We start from the raw sequence: 16210 nt of genomic DNA on the forward strand, positions 1-16210 counted from the left end.
TTGAAAACAATAAGTGTAAAAAATGCATTAAATTTACCAAACACTATATTTATAGATGTTAGAACAGAAGCAGAGTTTAATGAAGATCATATATTAGATGCTTTTCATATGCCATTATTTAGTGATAATGAACATAAGGATATAGGTACTATATATAAAATGCAAGGAAAGCATGAGGCTATACAAAAAGGATTTGATTATGTTAAAGATAAATTAAAACATATGTATATGGAAGTTTTAAGTTTAGCCAATGAATATGAAAACATAGTTATATATTGTGCTAGAGGTGGAATGAGAAGCGGAAGTTTAGCAAATATGATAGCTACTTTAGGTGTAAATGTATATCAATTAGAAGGTGGATATAAAGCCTATAGAAATTTTGTATTAGATTATTTTAAAACTGTTATGGATACTAAAGAATTTATAGTACTTCATGGTTTAACAGGTGTTGGTAAAACAGATATGCTTTTAATGTTAGAAGAAAAAGGTATAGATATTATAGATTTAGAAGGAATAGCTAAAAATAGTGGTTCTACTTTTGGATTTATAATGTTTAATGAAAAGCCTCCAACACAGAAAAAGTTTGAAACTAATATATTTGAAAAACTATATTTTTCAAATAGTAATTATATATTTATAGAAAGTGAAAGTAAAAGAGTTGGTCATGTTAATGTTCCAAATGAAATATATGAAGGTATAATAAGAGATGGCTATCATATATTATTAGAATGTAGTATTAAATCTAGAGTAGATAGATTATGTAGAGATTATATATACACGGAAAATAAAAACTTTGAAGCCTTAATACAATGTATAAATAAATTTAGAAAAAGATTAGGTAATGCTAAAGTTGATTATTATATTGAATTATTTAATGAAGGAAAATATGAACAACTTGTAGAACACTATTTAGTAGAATATTACGATGCATTATATGGGCATTCAGTTGATAAATATAAATATAATAAAGTTATAAATTGTGATAATATGGAACAATCTCTTTTAGAACTAATAGATTTTCATAAAGCAGCAAAGGAAGGAGCAAATTAAATGTTAAAGATAGCGTTAGAGTCACTAGGATGTTCGAAAAACTTAGTAGATGCAGAAATAATGATGGGAATTTTAAATAGAAAAGGATATAAACTAGTAGGAGATTTTGAAGAGGCTGATATAATCTTAGTAAATACTTGTGGTTTTATTGAATCAGCAAAGCAAGAATCTATAGATACAATACTTGATTTAGCACAATTAAAAGAAACTGGAAATTTAAAATTACTTATTGTAACAGGATGTCTAGCACAAAGATATTCTAATGAATTACAAGCAGAGATACCAGAAATAGATGCAATAGTTGGAACAGGAAGTTATCAACAAATAGATGAAATAATAGCAGGACTTGAAAAAGAAAATAATATAATAAGCTTAAATGATATAGAATTTGCATATAATGAAGATCTTCCAAGATACGTTACAACTCCTGATTATATGGCTTATTTAAAAATTGGTGAAGGATGTGACAATCACTGTACTTACTGTATAATACCTAAATTAAGAGGTAAATATAGAAGTAGAAAAATGGAAGACATAATAAGAGAAGCTAAAGAATTAGCATCTAATGGAGTTAAAGAACTTGTAGTTATAGCACAAGATACTACTAAGTATGGACTTGACTTATATGGTGAAGTTAAATTGCCACAATTATTAGAAGAACTTGCGCAAATAGAAGGTATAAAATGGATAAGAATAATGTATTCATATCCAGAGTCAATAACAGAAGAGCTTGTAAAAGTAATAAAGAAATATGATAACATATGTAACTATTTTGATATGCCAATACAACATGCAAGTAATAAAGTTTTAAAATTAATGAACAGACATACAACTAAAGAAGATATAAAGTCTAAGGTTGATATGATAAGAAGTTATATCCCAGATGCGACATTAAGAACAACTATAATAGTTGGATTTCCAGGAGAAACTGAAGAAGATTTTAATGAATTAGTACAATTTGCTAAAGATGTAGAATTTGATAGATTAGGAGCGTTTACTTATTCAAGAGAAGAAGATACCGCAGCTGATAAATTACCTAATCATATAGAGGAAGATATAAAGTTAAAAAGAAGAGACAAACTTATGCTAGTTCAACAAGAAATATCTCAAAGATTAAATGCTAAAAAGATAAACAATGAATATGAAGTTTTAATAGAAGAACAAATAGAAGATAAAGTTTATGTAGGAAGAACTCAAGGTGATGCTGAAGAGATAGATAGTATAATTTACGTTAAATCTGAAAATCAACTTGAACCAGGAGATTTTGTTAAGGTTAAAATAAATAATGCTTTAGAGTATGATTTGATGGGAGATGTAGTTAATGAACTTGCCTAATAAATTAACTTTATTTAGGATATTTTTAATACCTGTATTTATAATAGTAATGATGATAAATATGCCTAACAAGTTTTTAATAGCTTGTATGATATTTATAATAGCTTCTGTCACGGATGCTATGGATGGTCATATAGCTAGAAAATATAATTTAATAACTGACTTTGGGAAATTTATGGATCCACTTGCGGATAAGTTACTTGTTATATCAGCACTAACTACTATGATAGAATTTGATTTAGTTGCAGCATGGATGGTCATTATAATAGTAGCAAGAGAACTTACTGTTAGTATATTAAGAGCTATCGCAGCAGCTGATGGAAAAGTTATAGCAGCTAGCTCTGGAGGTAAGTTAAAAACTATTTCACAAATGATAGCAATAGTTGTGCTTTTACTAGCTGCACAAACTGGAAATATAATACTTTTAGATACAGGTAAAATAATTATATTAATAGCAACATTACTTACTCTTTACTCTGGGTGGGAGTATATATATAAAAATAGAAACTTATTTATGGAAAGTAAGTAAGTACATAAAAAGGTGGGTATATATTGAATATACTCACTTTTTTATTTGTAATTAATTAAACTTATGGGAAAATATGTATAAATTGATATAATTAGAGTTAATACTATTAATAATATATTATTTAATTGACTTTAAGTAGTAAAAAAGATATAATAAATATAGAACAAATGTTTGATTATAACTTAAAGATAATATAAATGATTTATAGAAGGGAAGGTATTATAAATGGCAGGAATACAAGAAGAAAGATTAAAAGCATTAAATTCAGCGCTATCTCAAATAGAAAAAGATTTTGGTAAAGGATCAGTAATGAAGTTAGGTGAAGCTGGTGGAATGGCTATAGATGTAATTCCGACTGGATCTATAGGTCTTGATATAGCAGTTGGAATAGGAGGTCTTCCAAAAGGAAGAATAGTTGAAATATATGGGCCAGAATCTTCAGGTAAAACAACAGTTACATTACATGCAGTAGCAGAGGCTCAAAAACAAGGTGGTATAGCAGCCTTCATAGATGCAGAACATGCATTAGACCCAGTATATGCAAAAGCATTAGGAGTTGATGTAGATAATTTAATAGTTTCACAACCAGACACAGGGGAACAAGGCTTAGAAATAGCTGAGGCTCTTATAAGAAGTGGGGCTATAGATATAATAGTAGTGGACTCTGTTGCAGCATTAGTACCTAAGGCTGAAATAGAAGGAGATATGGGAGATTCACATGTGGGTCTTCAAGCAAGACTTATGTCGCAAGCTTTAAGAAAATTAACAGGATCTATAAAAAAATCTAATTGTGTTGCTATATTTATAAACCAATTAAGAGAAAAAGTTGGAGTAATGTTTGGTAGTCCAGAAACTACAACAGGTGGACGAGCTCTTAAATTCTACTCTTCAGTAAGATTAGATGTTAGAAAAATAGATACTATAAAGCAAGGCGACAAAGTAATGGGAAGTAGAACAAGAGTAAAAGTAGTTAAAAATAAAGTAGCTCCTCCATTTAAGCAATGTGAGTTTGATATAATGTACGGAGAAGGTATATCTAAAGTTGGAGATTTATTAGATATAGCTGCAGATATAGATATCGTTAAAAAATCAGGGGCTTGGTATAGCTATAATGATACTAAGTTAGGACAAGGTAGAGAAAATGTTAAAAAATTCTTATCAGATAATCCTGATTTAACAGAAGAAATAGAAGCTTTAGTAAGAAAATATTATAAATTAGATGGTAATAGAGAAATCGAACAAGAAAACGAAGACTCAATAGAAAATATTGGAGAATAATAGTCTGTATACCTCCTATTAACTTGACACCAAGTAGAAAAAATTATAAAATTAAATGAGAATGAAATATTCTTATTTAGTTTATAAAAACATATGTTATAAATACTGTAGTTGACGGTTTACATTAACAAAGGAGGTGGATGTCATAGAGGCAATAATAGGCGCTTTATTGGGAATATTTGTGGGTATTATAGTTGGTTACTTTGTAAGAAAGAACATATCTGAAGCTAAAATTGGCCAAGCTGAAAAGATGGCTGATGATATAATAGATAAAGCAAACAAAGAAGCAGAAACATTACAAAAAGAAAAACTATTAGAAGCAAAAGAAGAGATCCATAAATGGAGAAATGAAGCAGAGAAAGAAAATAAAGAAAGAAGAATTGAAGTACAAAGATTTGAAAAAAGAATAATACAAAAAGAAGAGGTTTTAGATAAAAAACTTCAGACATTAGAAAACAAAGAGTATGTTCTTAATGATAAGTTAAAAAAGATTGATAAAAAAGAAGAACAAATCGAAGCTATAAAAGTTCAACAATTAGAAAAGTTAGAAAGTATATCAGGTATAACTTCTGACAAAGCAAAAGAAATTATATTAACTAATGCAGAAAGAGATGTAAGACGTGAGATGTCTATAATGATAAAAGAAATAGAATCTCAAGCTAAAGAAGAAGCAGACAAGAAATCTAGAGAAATAATAGGGTATGCTATACAAAAATGTGCAGCAGACCATGTTGCTGAAACTACTGTTACAGTAGTTAATTTACCTAATGATGAAATGAAAGGAAGAATCATAGGTAGAGAAGGTAGAAATATAAGAACACTAGAAACTCTAACTGGAATAGATTTAATAATAGATGATACTCCAGAGGCTGTGATACTATCAGGATTTGATCCTATAAGAAGAGAAGTTGCAAGAATAGCACTAGAAAAACTTATAGCTGATGGAAGAATACATCCTGCTAGAATCGAAGAAATGGTTGAAAAAGCTAGAAAAGAAGTAGATAATATTATTAAAGAATATGGAGAACAAGCTGCATTTGAAACAGGGGTACATGGCTTACATCCAGAATTAATAAGACTTTTAGGTAGATTAAATTATAGAACAAGTTATGGACAAAATGTTCTTAAACACTCTATAGAAGTTGCACATATAGCAGGTATAATGGCTGCAGAAATAGGTGCAGATGTTAAATTAGCTAAAAGAGCAGGGCTATTACATGATATAGGTAAATCAGTTGACCATGAAATGGAAGGAACTCATGTTGAGATAGGTATGGATTTACTTAGAAGATATAAAGAATCTAAAGATGTAATTCATGCTATGAGCACTCACCATGGAGATTATGAACCACAAACTATAGAAGCTGTTTTAGTTACAGCTGCAGATGCTATATCAGCGGCTAGGCCAGGTGCTAGACGTGAAACTCTAGAAGCATATATTAAGCGTTTAGAGAAACTTGAAGAAATAGCTAATTCATATGAAGGTGTAGATAAATCATTTGCAATACAAGCAGGTAGAGAAATAAGAATAATGGTTAAACCTGAAAATGTAAGTGACGAAGATATACATTTATTAGCTAGAGATATGACTAAGAGAATAGAAGATGAATTAGAATATCCAGGTCAAATAAAGGTTAGTATAATAAGGGAAACAAGAGCAATAGAATATGCTAAATAAGAAAATAATGTAAGCGAATGTATCAATTGATATATTCGCTTTTTTTAATATAAATTTTAATTATCTATATAATAAAATTTACTTAAAAAGATAATAATAAATTTAAAAGATGAAAGGAGAGTAAATATGCTTAGTAGTTTATCTAAAAATCAATATGTAAAAATATCAAATAGCACTAAAATTGATGAGCCTGTTGAATATGGAGTTGTAATAAACACAAATGAAAATAGTTACGATATAATGAGCATTGGATTTGAAAATAAAAATGGAAATTTCTTAGAGTATCCCCCTAATGTTGAAAAATTAGTTCAAACTTACAATATTAATGATGCTGATTTTAATGAAGTAAAGAAAAATGAAATAAGAAGAAAAATGAATATATGGCTACAAAATAATTATAAAATGTAAATTTAAGGGAGACTTATTAAAGTTTCCCTTTTTATATATTATATTAAAATTAATAGATTAATTGTAGTATATGATGGAAATAATATATTAAATATATCAAATATAGAAAAAAGTTAATGAAAATGATATAATTATATAAAATAAGGGGGATGAGAAATTGAGCCAGTACATAAATATAAATTCCGAACTAGATGCATTAAAGATAAAAGAATTTGAAGAAATTTTTTATCAAAATATGAAAGAGGAAGCAAATGTAGTGCCAAAGGTAACTCCTTTTAAAGGAATAAATACAGATCTTTTATATATAAAAGATGAGCGTGTTTTATTTATAAAGTTTATGGACACAACAGAAGATTTATTTATGATCTTAGAAGATGAACTTTTAGAAATAATGGAAGAGGAATACGATCTTTTAAGGAAAAAGATGAGTAAAATAGGAAATAACATAAATTATAACTATGTATTTGTGATGCCATACGTAACTATATACGATAATGAAGAATATAATGATTTTGTAGAAAATAATATAATAGATAAAAATAAACTTTACAAAATGATGAATTATGAAATGAGCATAGATGAATATTTAAGTGAATCCAATGATGAAATTTTACTCAACTTATTTTTACTACAAGTATGTCCAGAATATTACGTTATAAATGATAATTTAAATTTAAACAAGAAATTAAAGAAAATATCTTTTTCAAATGAAGACTATAGATATACAGCTACTATGCTAGAAAGAGATCAGATAGAGGATATAGTATCTATAAAATATGGGAATACTTTATATAAAGGACCATCTGGATGTGGTAAAACAACTATATTATTATCTAGAGCAATTAAGTTAGCTAGAGTTTATCCTCATCATAAATTTATAATATTTACACATACTAAACAACTTAGAAATGAAATAAAAGAAAGGTTGGATATATTATATAAAGATAACAATAATATTGAGGTACATACATTTACTTCTTTTTTATTTAAATTAGCTAAAATATATAATTTGGTATTTGACTATAATACACTTAAAAATACTCCTGAAAAGGTTTATAAAAGTCTTGTATTACAAGCTAAAAATACTATAAAAAATAGGAGTATGTTTAAAGGAATTTTTATAGATGAAATAGAAAGCTTTGAAAGTAGTCAATTAGATTTTATACGTGAGTTTTTATATAAATCAAAATTTATATTCAATGGGTTTGAATGTAAAGGGCTTAATATATCAAGTAATTTAAGTATATTTAAAGATTCATGGAGTAATATAAAGTTTGATAATATAATTACTTTAACCAAAAATTATAGACAAAGTAATCACTTGGTTGAATTTGTGAATAACTTTGATAGAAATTCAAATGAATATATAAAAAGTATTAGATCTAATGTAAACGATGATATTTATTACTTATCTAATCCTATAAGAGAAAGTAATAAAGCTGTTGATATAATAAAAGTTTCTGATATAGAAGAGCAGATAAGTTCTATTCTTTGGGAAATTGAATACTTAACTCATAAAAAAGGGCTAAATTATTCAGATATAGCTGTAGTTTATCCTTTTAATAAAAAAAGATTAAAAAACGGTAAAACTATATATTTTCAATATATGCTAAAAAAGGATTTAGAAGAAAATGATATTCCATATGTTTATGGAGATGATGAATTAACTAATATATCTAAAAAAGCAGGAGTAACTATATCTAATATATACTCAATTAAAAACTTAGAGTATAAAGCTATAATATTTTGTGAGTTAGAAATGTTATATAATCATAGCATAAACGATATTACACAAGATTACCAAGTTAATGATTTTGTAGGAGATTTGAATAAAGTTTATTTAGCTATAAATAGAGCAACTGATTATTTAAGTATAATAACGACTTTTAATGAAAGTGCAAGTGATATAATAAAGCTACTAGTAGAGTCAAAAAAATAAAAGAAGCACATTGTGCTTCTTTTATTTACATTAAGCTATGAAGCTAAAGTAAGTTATTACTATAATACCAAGTACTATTCTATAATAACCAAATGCTTTGAAATCATGCTTTTTAATATAATCCATTAAGAATTTAATAGCAAATACAGAAACTATAAATGCTGTTATAAAACCTACTGCTATAACTGACCATTCAAAACCATTAAAACCAGTACCTGTTTTTAAAAGTTTTAAAGCACTTGCTCCAAACATTGTTGGTATAGCCAAGAAAAATGAAAACTCAGCAGCTATATATCTTGATGCTCCTAACAATACAGCACCGATTATAGTCGCACCAGATCTTGATGTTCCGGGTATAAGAGCTAAACATTGGAAAATACCTATGCCAAATGCTAACTTATATGTAAGTTGAGAAAAATCATTAACCTTAGGTTTTTTGTTTCTATTTTCAAGTACTATCATAATAACACCATAGACTATAAGTGTTATTGATACTGTAGTTGGGTTAAAGAATAAAGCATCTATTTGATCATCGAATAATAAACCTAATATACCTGATGGTATAACAGCAATAATAACTTTAATCCATAAGTTTATAGTATCCTTTTTTTCTTTTTCAGTTTTTGAACTGTCTAAAGGATTTAATTTTTTAAAATATAGTGTTAATACTGCAAGTATTGAACCAAGTTGTATTACAACCATAAAAGTACTTACAAAAACTTTTGAAAAATCAAATTTTACGAATTGTTCAACTAAAATTAGATGTCCTGTACTACTTACAGGTAGCCATTCCGTTATACCTTGAACTATACCAAGTATAATGGCTCTAAAAATTTCTAGCAATTTTAATACCTCCTAATTAAATATATTTTACCCGTAAAATAAAGTATATCAATATTAATGAATATATTCAATATATTAGGATCGTATTTAGTAATAATTAAGAAATTTAAGAAATTTTAAAATAGGGGGTAAAAATGAAAGAAAAAACTTTATTAAATGAATATGAATTTGAAATTTTTAAAGATTTCTCTAAAAAACATAATCCAGCCACTAGGCATGATTATTTAAGTAAAGTTATATTATTTAAAGAGTTTAATAAAAATAAGGATTTAACAGGCATAACAAAAGAAAACTGTGATAGATTTATGGAATTTGTGAGAGATAACTATGCAAAATCAACATCAGAAAAAATTTATAGCTATTTACATAGCTTTTATAATTTTATGAAAAAGGAAGAATATATAGAAAGTAATCCTTTTAAACTAGTAAAAAAACCACAAGTAAGTAGAATAAAAACTAAAGATGATGTGCTTAGTATTCAAGAGATAAACAAACTTATAGATGCTCTACCAAGATTAAATATGAGAGATAGATTAATTATGGTATTTTTAATAACTACAGGGTGTTTATTAAATGAACTTGTAAATTTAAAATGGAAAGATTTAATGTTAGATGAAAAAGATAATGGATATGTAAGACTTGGAAAGAATAAGAAAGAAAGAGTTGTTAAACTTCATCCATATTGTTTTTCTATGATAGAAGATTATAGAAATTATTTAGGATTACCTGAAGCTATAATGCCAACTGATGATTTTGTATTTATAAGTCAAAAAAGTAATTCTATAACTGATAGAAATGTAAGGATAATAGTAAAGAAAGCTTTAGATATAGCTGGACTTAGCAATTACTCAGCTAAAGATTTTAGACATTCATTTGCTGCGATAAGTTTAAGGCTGGGAGCAGGAGAAGAAGATATTAAAAATCAGTTAGGATGGAGTGATAAATATTATGCAATTAGGTATAAATATGTATTAAACTTTGTAGATAGTGAAAGTATAGATTATATTATGAGTAGTGATAAAATGAACATAAATAAAAAATAACTTGTTATTGTTCGTTAAATTATATATAATAAATTTATAATAAATAAAGGTGTAAGGAAGGTGCTAGTTAATATGGAAAGTAAATATAGTACATATGCAAATCCATTAATAGATAGATATTGCAGTAAAGATATGAGTTATATATTTTCTCCACAATTTAAATTTTCAACTTGGAGAAGATTATGGGTTGCTTTAGCAGAATCAGAAAAAGAATTAGGACTTAACATAACAGACGAGCAAATAAATGAATTAAAAGCTAATATAGATAATATAAATTTTGAAGAAGCTAAAAAAATAGAAAAAGAAGTAAGACATGATGTAATGAGTCATGTTAAAGCTTATGGCTTACAATGTGACAGTGCAAAAGGAATTATACACTTAGGAGCTACTAGTGCTTATGTAGGAGATAATACAGATGTAATTCAAATGAATGAAGCATTAAAGCTTATAAGAATAAAATTAGTTAACTTAATAAACAACTTAAAAGAATTTGCACTTAAAAATAAAGATATACCAACTTTAGGGTTTACTCATTTTCAAGCTGCCCAACTTACAACAGTAGGAAAAAGAGCTTGTCTTTGGGCACAAGATTTAGTTATAGATTTAGAAGATTTAAACTTTAGAATAGATAATATGAAACTTAGAGGTGTTAAAGGTACAACAGGTACACAAGCAAGTTTCTTAAGCCTATTTGAAAATGATAATGAAAAAGTAAAAAAATTAGATAAGTTAGTTTGTGAAAAAATGGGATATAAAGCATCTTATGCAGTTAGTGGACAAACATACACTAGAAAATTAGATTATCAAGTTATATCAATATTATCTGGTATAGCTCAAAGTATGCATAAAATGACTAATGATATAAGATTATTACAAAGTTTAAAAGAATTAGAAGAACCATTTGGGAAAAATCAAATAGGATCATCTGCAATGGCTTATAAAAGAAATCCTATGAGAAGTGAAAGAATAGCTTCACTATCTAAATATGTTATAGCAGAATCTTTAAGTCCAGCACTTGTACAAGCTACTCAATGGTTAGAAAGAAGTTTAGATGACTCTGCAAATAAAAGATTAGCTATACCTCAAGCATTCATGGCAGTTGATGCCATACTTGAAATAGGTATAAACGTTACAGATGGCCTTGTTGTTTATGAAAACATAATAAATAAACACATAAATGAAGAATTACCTTTTATGGCAACAGAAACAATACTTATGGAAGCTGTAAAAAGGGGTGGAGATAGACAAGAATTACATGAGGTAATAAGAGAGTACTCTATGGAAGCTGCTAAGAGAGTTAAGCAAGAAGGAAAAGATAATAATTTACTAGATTTAATACTTGAAGATTGTGATACATTCAAGATGAGTAAAGAAGAAATATTATCTATAATGGATCCTAAAAACTTCGTAGGAAGAGCTCCTATTCAAGTAGTTGAATTTGTTGAAGAAATAGTTAATCCAGCTATAAATGAATATAAAGATTCAATTGGAATGAAAATTGATTTAAATGTATAAAAATAGAGGTTATAACCTCTATTTTTTATACATAAAATAAGAAATTTAGTTAAAAAATAACAAAAACTTTAATATAAATATTTAATATCATTAAGGTAATAATAAATGATATCACTATATTTATTAAGATATTTTTTGAAATTATTTATAAAATCTAAAAATTTAATAAAGTTTAAAATGTATTGGAAAAAATGTAGAATTATGATATTATATGTAAAGTGGAAAAGGTTAAACTGGTTAAAAAAGAAAGATTAGCTAACCTTTGAAGTAAAAAGCATTAACAAAATTTAATCAGGAGGAAAACAAATGGCTGGAAACACTAACAATGCTAAAAAACTAACATTAGTTCCCTTAGTACTTATGATATTTACATCAGTATTTGGGTTCGCGAATATGCCAAGAGCCTTTTTCTTAATGGGATATGCAGCTATACCTTGGTATATATTAAGTGCAATTTTATTTTTCATACCATATGCATTCATGATGGCTGAATACGGAGCTGCATTCAAAAAAGAATCAGGTGGTATGTATTCTTGGATGGAAAAATCTGTAGGTCCTAAATATGCATTCATAGGAACATTCATGTGGTATGCATCTTATATTGTATGGATGGTAAATGTTGCTTCAAGTTTATGGATACCATTTTCAAATGCGATATTTGGATATGATGCTACTGCTACTTGGTCTTTATTTGGATTAAGTTCAGTTAAAACATTAGGGATACTTGGAATATTATGGATAATATTAGTTACTTATGTATCTACTAAAGGTATAGAAAAGATAACTAAAGTAACTTCTGTAGGTGGTACTGCAGTTGCAGCATTAAACTTAGTTTTATTAATAGGAGGGGTTGCAGTTTTAGCTATGAATAAAGGTGAATTTGCAGAGCCTATACACAATGTAGCTAAAGCATTTACAAATTCTCCAAACCCAGGATATCAAACTCCAGTAACTATATTATCATTCTTAACATTTGCAATATTTGCATTTGGAGGATTAGAAGTTTTAGGTGGATTAGTTGACCAAACTGAAAATGCTGAAAAGACTTTCCCTAAAGGACTTACTTTAGCAGCTATAGTAATATCTGTAGGATACGCTATAGGTATATTTGCTTGTGGTATGTTTACTAACTGGAGTGATATATTATCATCAAGTGATGTAAATATGGCTAACGTTGCTTATGTATTAATGCAAAATTTAGGATATCAATTAGGTGTTGCATTTGGAGCAAGTGAAGCTACTTCATTAGTAATAGGTGCTTGGATTGCTAGATTCGTTGGTTTATCAATGTTCTTAGCATTATCAGGAGCATTCTTCACATTAACTTATTCTCCATTAAAAACTCTTATAGAAGGTGCACCAAAGCAAATATGGCCTGGTAAATTAGGAGAAATAAAAAATGGTATGCCAATAAATGCTATGATAGTTCAAGCTATAATAGTTATAGTTATGATATTTGCAGTATCATTTGGTGGTAGTAATGCGGAAGAGTTCTTTAAAATATTAGTTCTTATGACGAATGTTGCGATGACAATACCATATATGTTCTTATCAAGTGCATTCCCTGCATTTAAGAAGAAACAATTAGAAGGTAAAGTTGAAAAACCATTCGTAGTATACAAGAGTTTTGGAATGGCATTAACTTTTGCTGTAATAATAGGTATATTAGTTGGATTCGCTAACGTATTTACTGTAATAGAACCAACATTATCATCTCCAGCAGGTATAGGTAAGTCTTTAACTATGATAGGTGGACCATTAGGATTTGCTATAATAGGATTTATATTATATACTGTATATGAAAAGAAACATGTAAAGAAAGACAATAATAATAAAAAAGCGAGCTAGTATTAGTTAAGCTATAAATTTTGCACCTACCAATTTGGTAGGTGTATTTATATATAAAAATATACTTATTTTGACAAATAAGTATATTTATATATATAAATATACAATTTTTTAGTATACTATAATAGTATTAAAAGCTAATTAGAGAATTAGACAAAAGATATAGGAGGAACAATTTTGTTAAAGAAGTTATTAAATTTTATAAAAATTAATAAGGAAAATAAAACACAAAAAGAAGAAGTCGAAGTTATAAACATTAAAGAAAAAGAAGATAATATAAAAAAAGATAATCAAAATATAAATCAAGAAATCACTTCTAAATCTGAAATCAAAAAAGAACATATAAAAGAAGAAATATCAGAAAATCAAAATTATATAAAACAACAAATTCTTACAAAAGAAGAAGAAGATTACATAAAGCTAGTTAAAATTCAAAGAGAAAAAAGGATAAAAGCAATAGATGTTTATACAAATGAAGAAACTATATTTGAAACATATAAAGAGTGTAGTAAAAAACTAGGAATACCTATAGAATATATAAAAGAAAATTTACAATATGGCTACACTGATTATTTTGGAGAAGCTATAAAGTTTTTGAATAAGAAGCTTAAAGTAGATGTATCACCTAAAAAGATAGGAAATATGAATATAGTTGAAGTGTTTAATTTTTTACATAATGAGTTATGGAATAGTGATATGTCAGAAGACAAAAGAGAAGAAATATTATCAAGTAATAAAATAGAACCAATACATATGTATTATAAATTTGAATCTATGGATTATGAATATGATGATTATTTTAAAATTTATGGAAAAATAATTAGACGTGGTGGTAAAAAAAGAATTGAGCTAATTGATAAAAAAAATGAGGTTATTGAAGTATTTAAGTCTATAGAAGACTGTGCAAAATTTTTTGAAAAAGACAAATCAGAAATAGTATCTAGATTAAAATTAGGAAATTGTAAAATTGGAAGATATGAAATAAAGTATAGTTTAAGAAGATAGATATAATATAAAGTAAAAAGGCTTCTATTTAAATAGAAGCCTTTTTACTTTATATTTATAATTTTAACTATTTATTTTTGTTCTTTTCCATGTATATACATAATAACTTAACACTTCTTTTATAGAGTTACCTATAAATGTATAAGAATTATCGTCTAAATTAGCTAGAGATATTCTTACAGACCATTCTGGACCATAAAATCCTTGACCACTTAACAATACAATTGAATAGTTGTTTGCTAGTTTAAATAACATATCAGCTGGTTTATAATTAGTTTTTATAAAGTCTGCAAAATCTTCACCATAATTATTAGTAGCCCATTTCATTATATCAAATATTACATAATAAGAAGCATCATGTATATCTTTCTTCACATCTACATCTAAAGCGTCATAAAGTAGTTTTTGTCTACGTTTACATATAGACATATTAACCTTTTTATAAGAGTCTTTATCATCTATTAATGCAAATGCAGAGAAAAATGCCATTTGAACTTGTTGAGGAGTAGATAAACCAGCAGTATGGTTAAGAGCTACAAGTCTACTATCAGCTACTATTCTATCCATAAATGATATTTTATCTGGATTTAAACTCATATCACTATAACGTTTGTTTACTGATGTTTTTAAATCAGCAGGCAATTCATTTATAAGTTTATCAAACACGTTGTCATGATGAAGCGCTAAAGTACCTAAACGCCATCCAGTCACACCAAAATACTTAGAATAAGAATAAGCACCTATTGTATTATAAGGTAGACTTGCCATTATAGATTTAAATCCATTAACAAATGTACCATAAACATCATCTGATATTATCATTAAATCAGGGTGAGTATTTTTTACAACATCAACTAAATTATTACTACTATTTTCATCTATAGCTATAGATGCAGGATTGTTAGGATTAACTAAAAATAATGCTTTTATGGATTTATCACTAAGTTTTTCTAATTCTTTTTTTGAGTATTGCCAAGTATGATGGTTATTTTCATCAACTTCATCAGCATTTATATGGATAACATCGAAATCATATCTTGGCAAATGTGGTATTTCTAAGTAAGGTGTAAATATAGGTGTCATAATAGCTATTTTATCACCTTTTCTTAGTAACTCATTAGCCATTAAAGAATCAAATATATAGCACATAGCAGCTGTTGCACCTTCTACAGCAAATATACTTAAAGGGCCACCTTTTTTAGTATCATATTTCATCTCTTTTATTAAATATTTAGCAACTATTTTTTCTATATGAGTAAGGATTCTATCAGGAGATGGATAATTATCACCTATTATACCATCAGCTAATTCATACACCCAAGAGTCTGGATCAAAATCAAATTTTTCTATTCCATAATCTACTATATCTTTAGCTAATTTAGCTCCTGGCATATTTAAATTGTCATAAATATACTTATAAAAACGTGTAGCTATACCTTCTTTTCTAGGCATACCTGCTAAATCGTTTTCATTCCACGTTTCACGAGTTTCACTAACTGCAAATTGACCAAATGTAAAAAATGCTTCACGAGGTGTTGCAGCTGTCCAATTCGGATTACCACGACCAGCATCTAGTACTCTTCTACCACTTTCCATGGCTCTAAACTTTGCCAATTTGATTAATTTATCTTTGAATTCAAAGGGACTAATCTTTCCATACATATCATTAATTTCTTTAAAGTTATATCTACGCATATACACACACTCCTATGTTATTTGTAATTAATATATAAAACAAC

At 27.2% G+C, this 16210-nt stretch carries 13 protein-coding genes; 11 read left to right on the forward strand and 2 right to left on the reverse strand.

All coding sequences use genetic code 11. The annotated features are described in order from the left end of the window. The 7 genes from mnmH to H8891_RS01505 all read left to right on the forward strand — a co-directional run bounded on the left by mnmH (position 1) and on the right by H8891_RS01505 (position 8217). A complete protein-coding gene (gene mnmH / locus H8891_RS01475) occupies positions 1-1050 on the forward strand; it encodes a tRNA 2-selenouridine(34) synthase MnmH (RefSeq protein WP_187004893.1) in 1050 nt (349 codons plus the stop codon). Further along, positions 1051-2385 carry a 30S ribosomal protein S12 methylthiotransferase RimO gene (gene rimO, locus H8891_RS01480; RefSeq protein ID WP_187004894.1) on the forward strand — a complete coding sequence of 445 codons (1335 nt, stop codon included), beginning with the start codon at positions 1051-1053 and terminating at the stop codon, positions 2383-2385. It begins immediately after the preceding gene. Then, on the forward strand, positions 2372-2914 hold the full coding sequence (pgsA, locus tag H8891_RS01485; RefSeq protein ID WP_187004895.1) for a CDP-diacylglycerol--glycerol-3-phosphate 3-phosphatidyltransferase: 543 nt from the start codon (positions 2372-2374) through the stop codon (positions 2912-2914). The genes rimO and pgsA overlap by 14 nt, the downstream gene beginning before the upstream one ends. Positions 2915-3139: 225 nt before the next feature. Further along, on the forward strand, positions 3140-4192 hold the full coding sequence (gene recA / locus H8891_RS01490) for a recombinase RecA (protein ID WP_187004896.1): 1053 nt from the start codon (positions 3140-3142) through the stop codon (positions 4190-4192). Positions 4193-4328: 136 nt separating this feature from the next. Then, entirely contained in the window at positions 4329-5870 is a 1542-nt protein-coding gene (gene rny / locus H8891_RS01495) for a ribonuclease Y (RefSeq protein WP_187004897.1), read from the forward strand. A gap of 126 nt (positions 5871-5996) precedes the next feature. Then, positions 5997-6278 carry a hypothetical protein gene (locus H8891_RS01500; protein WP_147545800.1) on the forward strand — a complete coding sequence of 94 codons (282 nt, stop codon included), beginning with the start codon at positions 5997-5999 and terminating at the stop codon, positions 6276-6278. A gap of 157 nt (positions 6279-6435) precedes the next feature. Beyond that, entirely contained in the window at positions 6436-8217 is a 1782-nt protein-coding gene (locus H8891_RS01505; RefSeq protein WP_187004898.1) for a DEAD/DEAH box helicase, read from the forward strand. Positions 8218-8247: 30 nt separating this feature from the next. Here the strand turns inward: H8891_RS01505 and H8891_RS01510 are convergent, their stop codons facing one another. After that, positions 8248-9060, reverse strand: coding sequence for an undecaprenyl-diphosphate phosphatase (locus H8891_RS01510; protein WP_147545794.1), 813 nt, complete (start codon positions 9058-9060; stop codon positions 8248-8250). 134 nt (positions 9061-9194) lie between these two features. Here H8891_RS01510 and H8891_RS01515 point away from each other — a divergent pair, with 134 nt between their 5' ends. From H8891_RS01515 to H8891_RS01530, 4 genes are all read left to right on the forward strand, one after another. Further along, positions 9195-10103: a tyrosine-type recombinase/integrase gene (locus H8891_RS01515; protein WP_147545791.1), complete on the forward strand. Its 909-nt coding sequence runs from the start codon at positions 9195-9197 to the stop codon at positions 10101-10103. Positions 10104-10175: 72 nt separating this feature from the next. After that, entirely contained in the window at positions 10176-11618 is a 1443-nt protein-coding gene (gene purB / locus H8891_RS01520; RefSeq protein WP_187004899.1) for an adenylosuccinate lyase, read from the forward strand. A 306-nt stretch (positions 11619-11924) separates the two neighbouring features. Then, positions 11925-13466: a glutamate/gamma-aminobutyrate family transporter YjeM gene (gene yjeM, locus H8891_RS01525; RefSeq protein WP_147545785.1), complete on the forward strand. Its 1542-nt coding sequence runs from the start codon at positions 11925-11927 to the stop codon at positions 13464-13466. 177 nt (positions 13467-13643) lie between these two features. Continuing rightward, entirely contained in the window at positions 13644-14471 is an 828-nt protein-coding gene (locus H8891_RS01530; RefSeq protein ID WP_187004900.1) for a hypothetical protein, read from the forward strand. 63 nt (positions 14472-14534) lie between these two features. Here H8891_RS01530 and aspD read toward each other — a convergent pair whose 3' ends face one another. Further along, positions 14535-16166: an aspartate 4-decarboxylase gene (aspD, locus tag H8891_RS01535; RefSeq protein WP_187004901.1), complete on the reverse strand. Its 1632-nt coding sequence runs from the start codon at positions 16164-16166 to the stop codon at positions 14535-14537. Positions 16167-16210 lie beyond the last annotated feature (44 nt).

This window comes from Paeniclostridium hominis, assembly GCF_014306135.1.
GTDB classification, from domain to species: Bacteria; Bacillota; Clostridia; order Peptostreptococcales; family Peptostreptococcaceae; genus Paraclostridium; species Paraclostridium hominis.

Bases quoted from the DNA above. Each gene is read 5' to 3' on its own strand.
- rimO (WP_187004894.1), top strand. From the start codon at position 1,051: ATGTTAAAGATAGCGTTAGAGTCACTAGGATGTTCGAAAAACTTAGTA.
- pgsA (WP_187004895.1), top strand. From the start codon at position 2,372: ATGAACTTGCCTAATAAATTAACTTTATTTAGGATATTTTTAATACCT.
- recA (WP_187004896.1), top strand. From the start codon at position 3,140: ATGGCAGGAATACAAGAAGAAAGATTAAAAGCATTAAATTCAGCGCTA.
- H8891_RS01500 (WP_147545800.1), top strand. From the start codon at position 5,997: ATGCTTAGTAGTTTATCTAAAAATCAATATGTAAAAATATCAAATAGC.
- H8891_RS01515 (WP_147545791.1), top strand. From the start codon at position 9,195: ATGAAAGAAAAAACTTTATTAAATGAATATGAATTTGAAATTTTTAAA.
- purB (WP_187004899.1), top strand. From the start codon at position 10,176: ATGGAAAGTAAATATAGTACATATGCAAATCCATTAATAGATAGATAT.
- yjeM (WP_147545785.1), top strand. From the start codon at position 11,925: ATGGCTGGAAACACTAACAATGCTAAAAAACTAACATTAGTTCCCTTA.
- aspD (WP_187004901.1), bottom strand. From the start codon at position 16,166: ATGCGTAGATATAACTTTAAAGAAATTAATGATATGTATGGAAAGATT.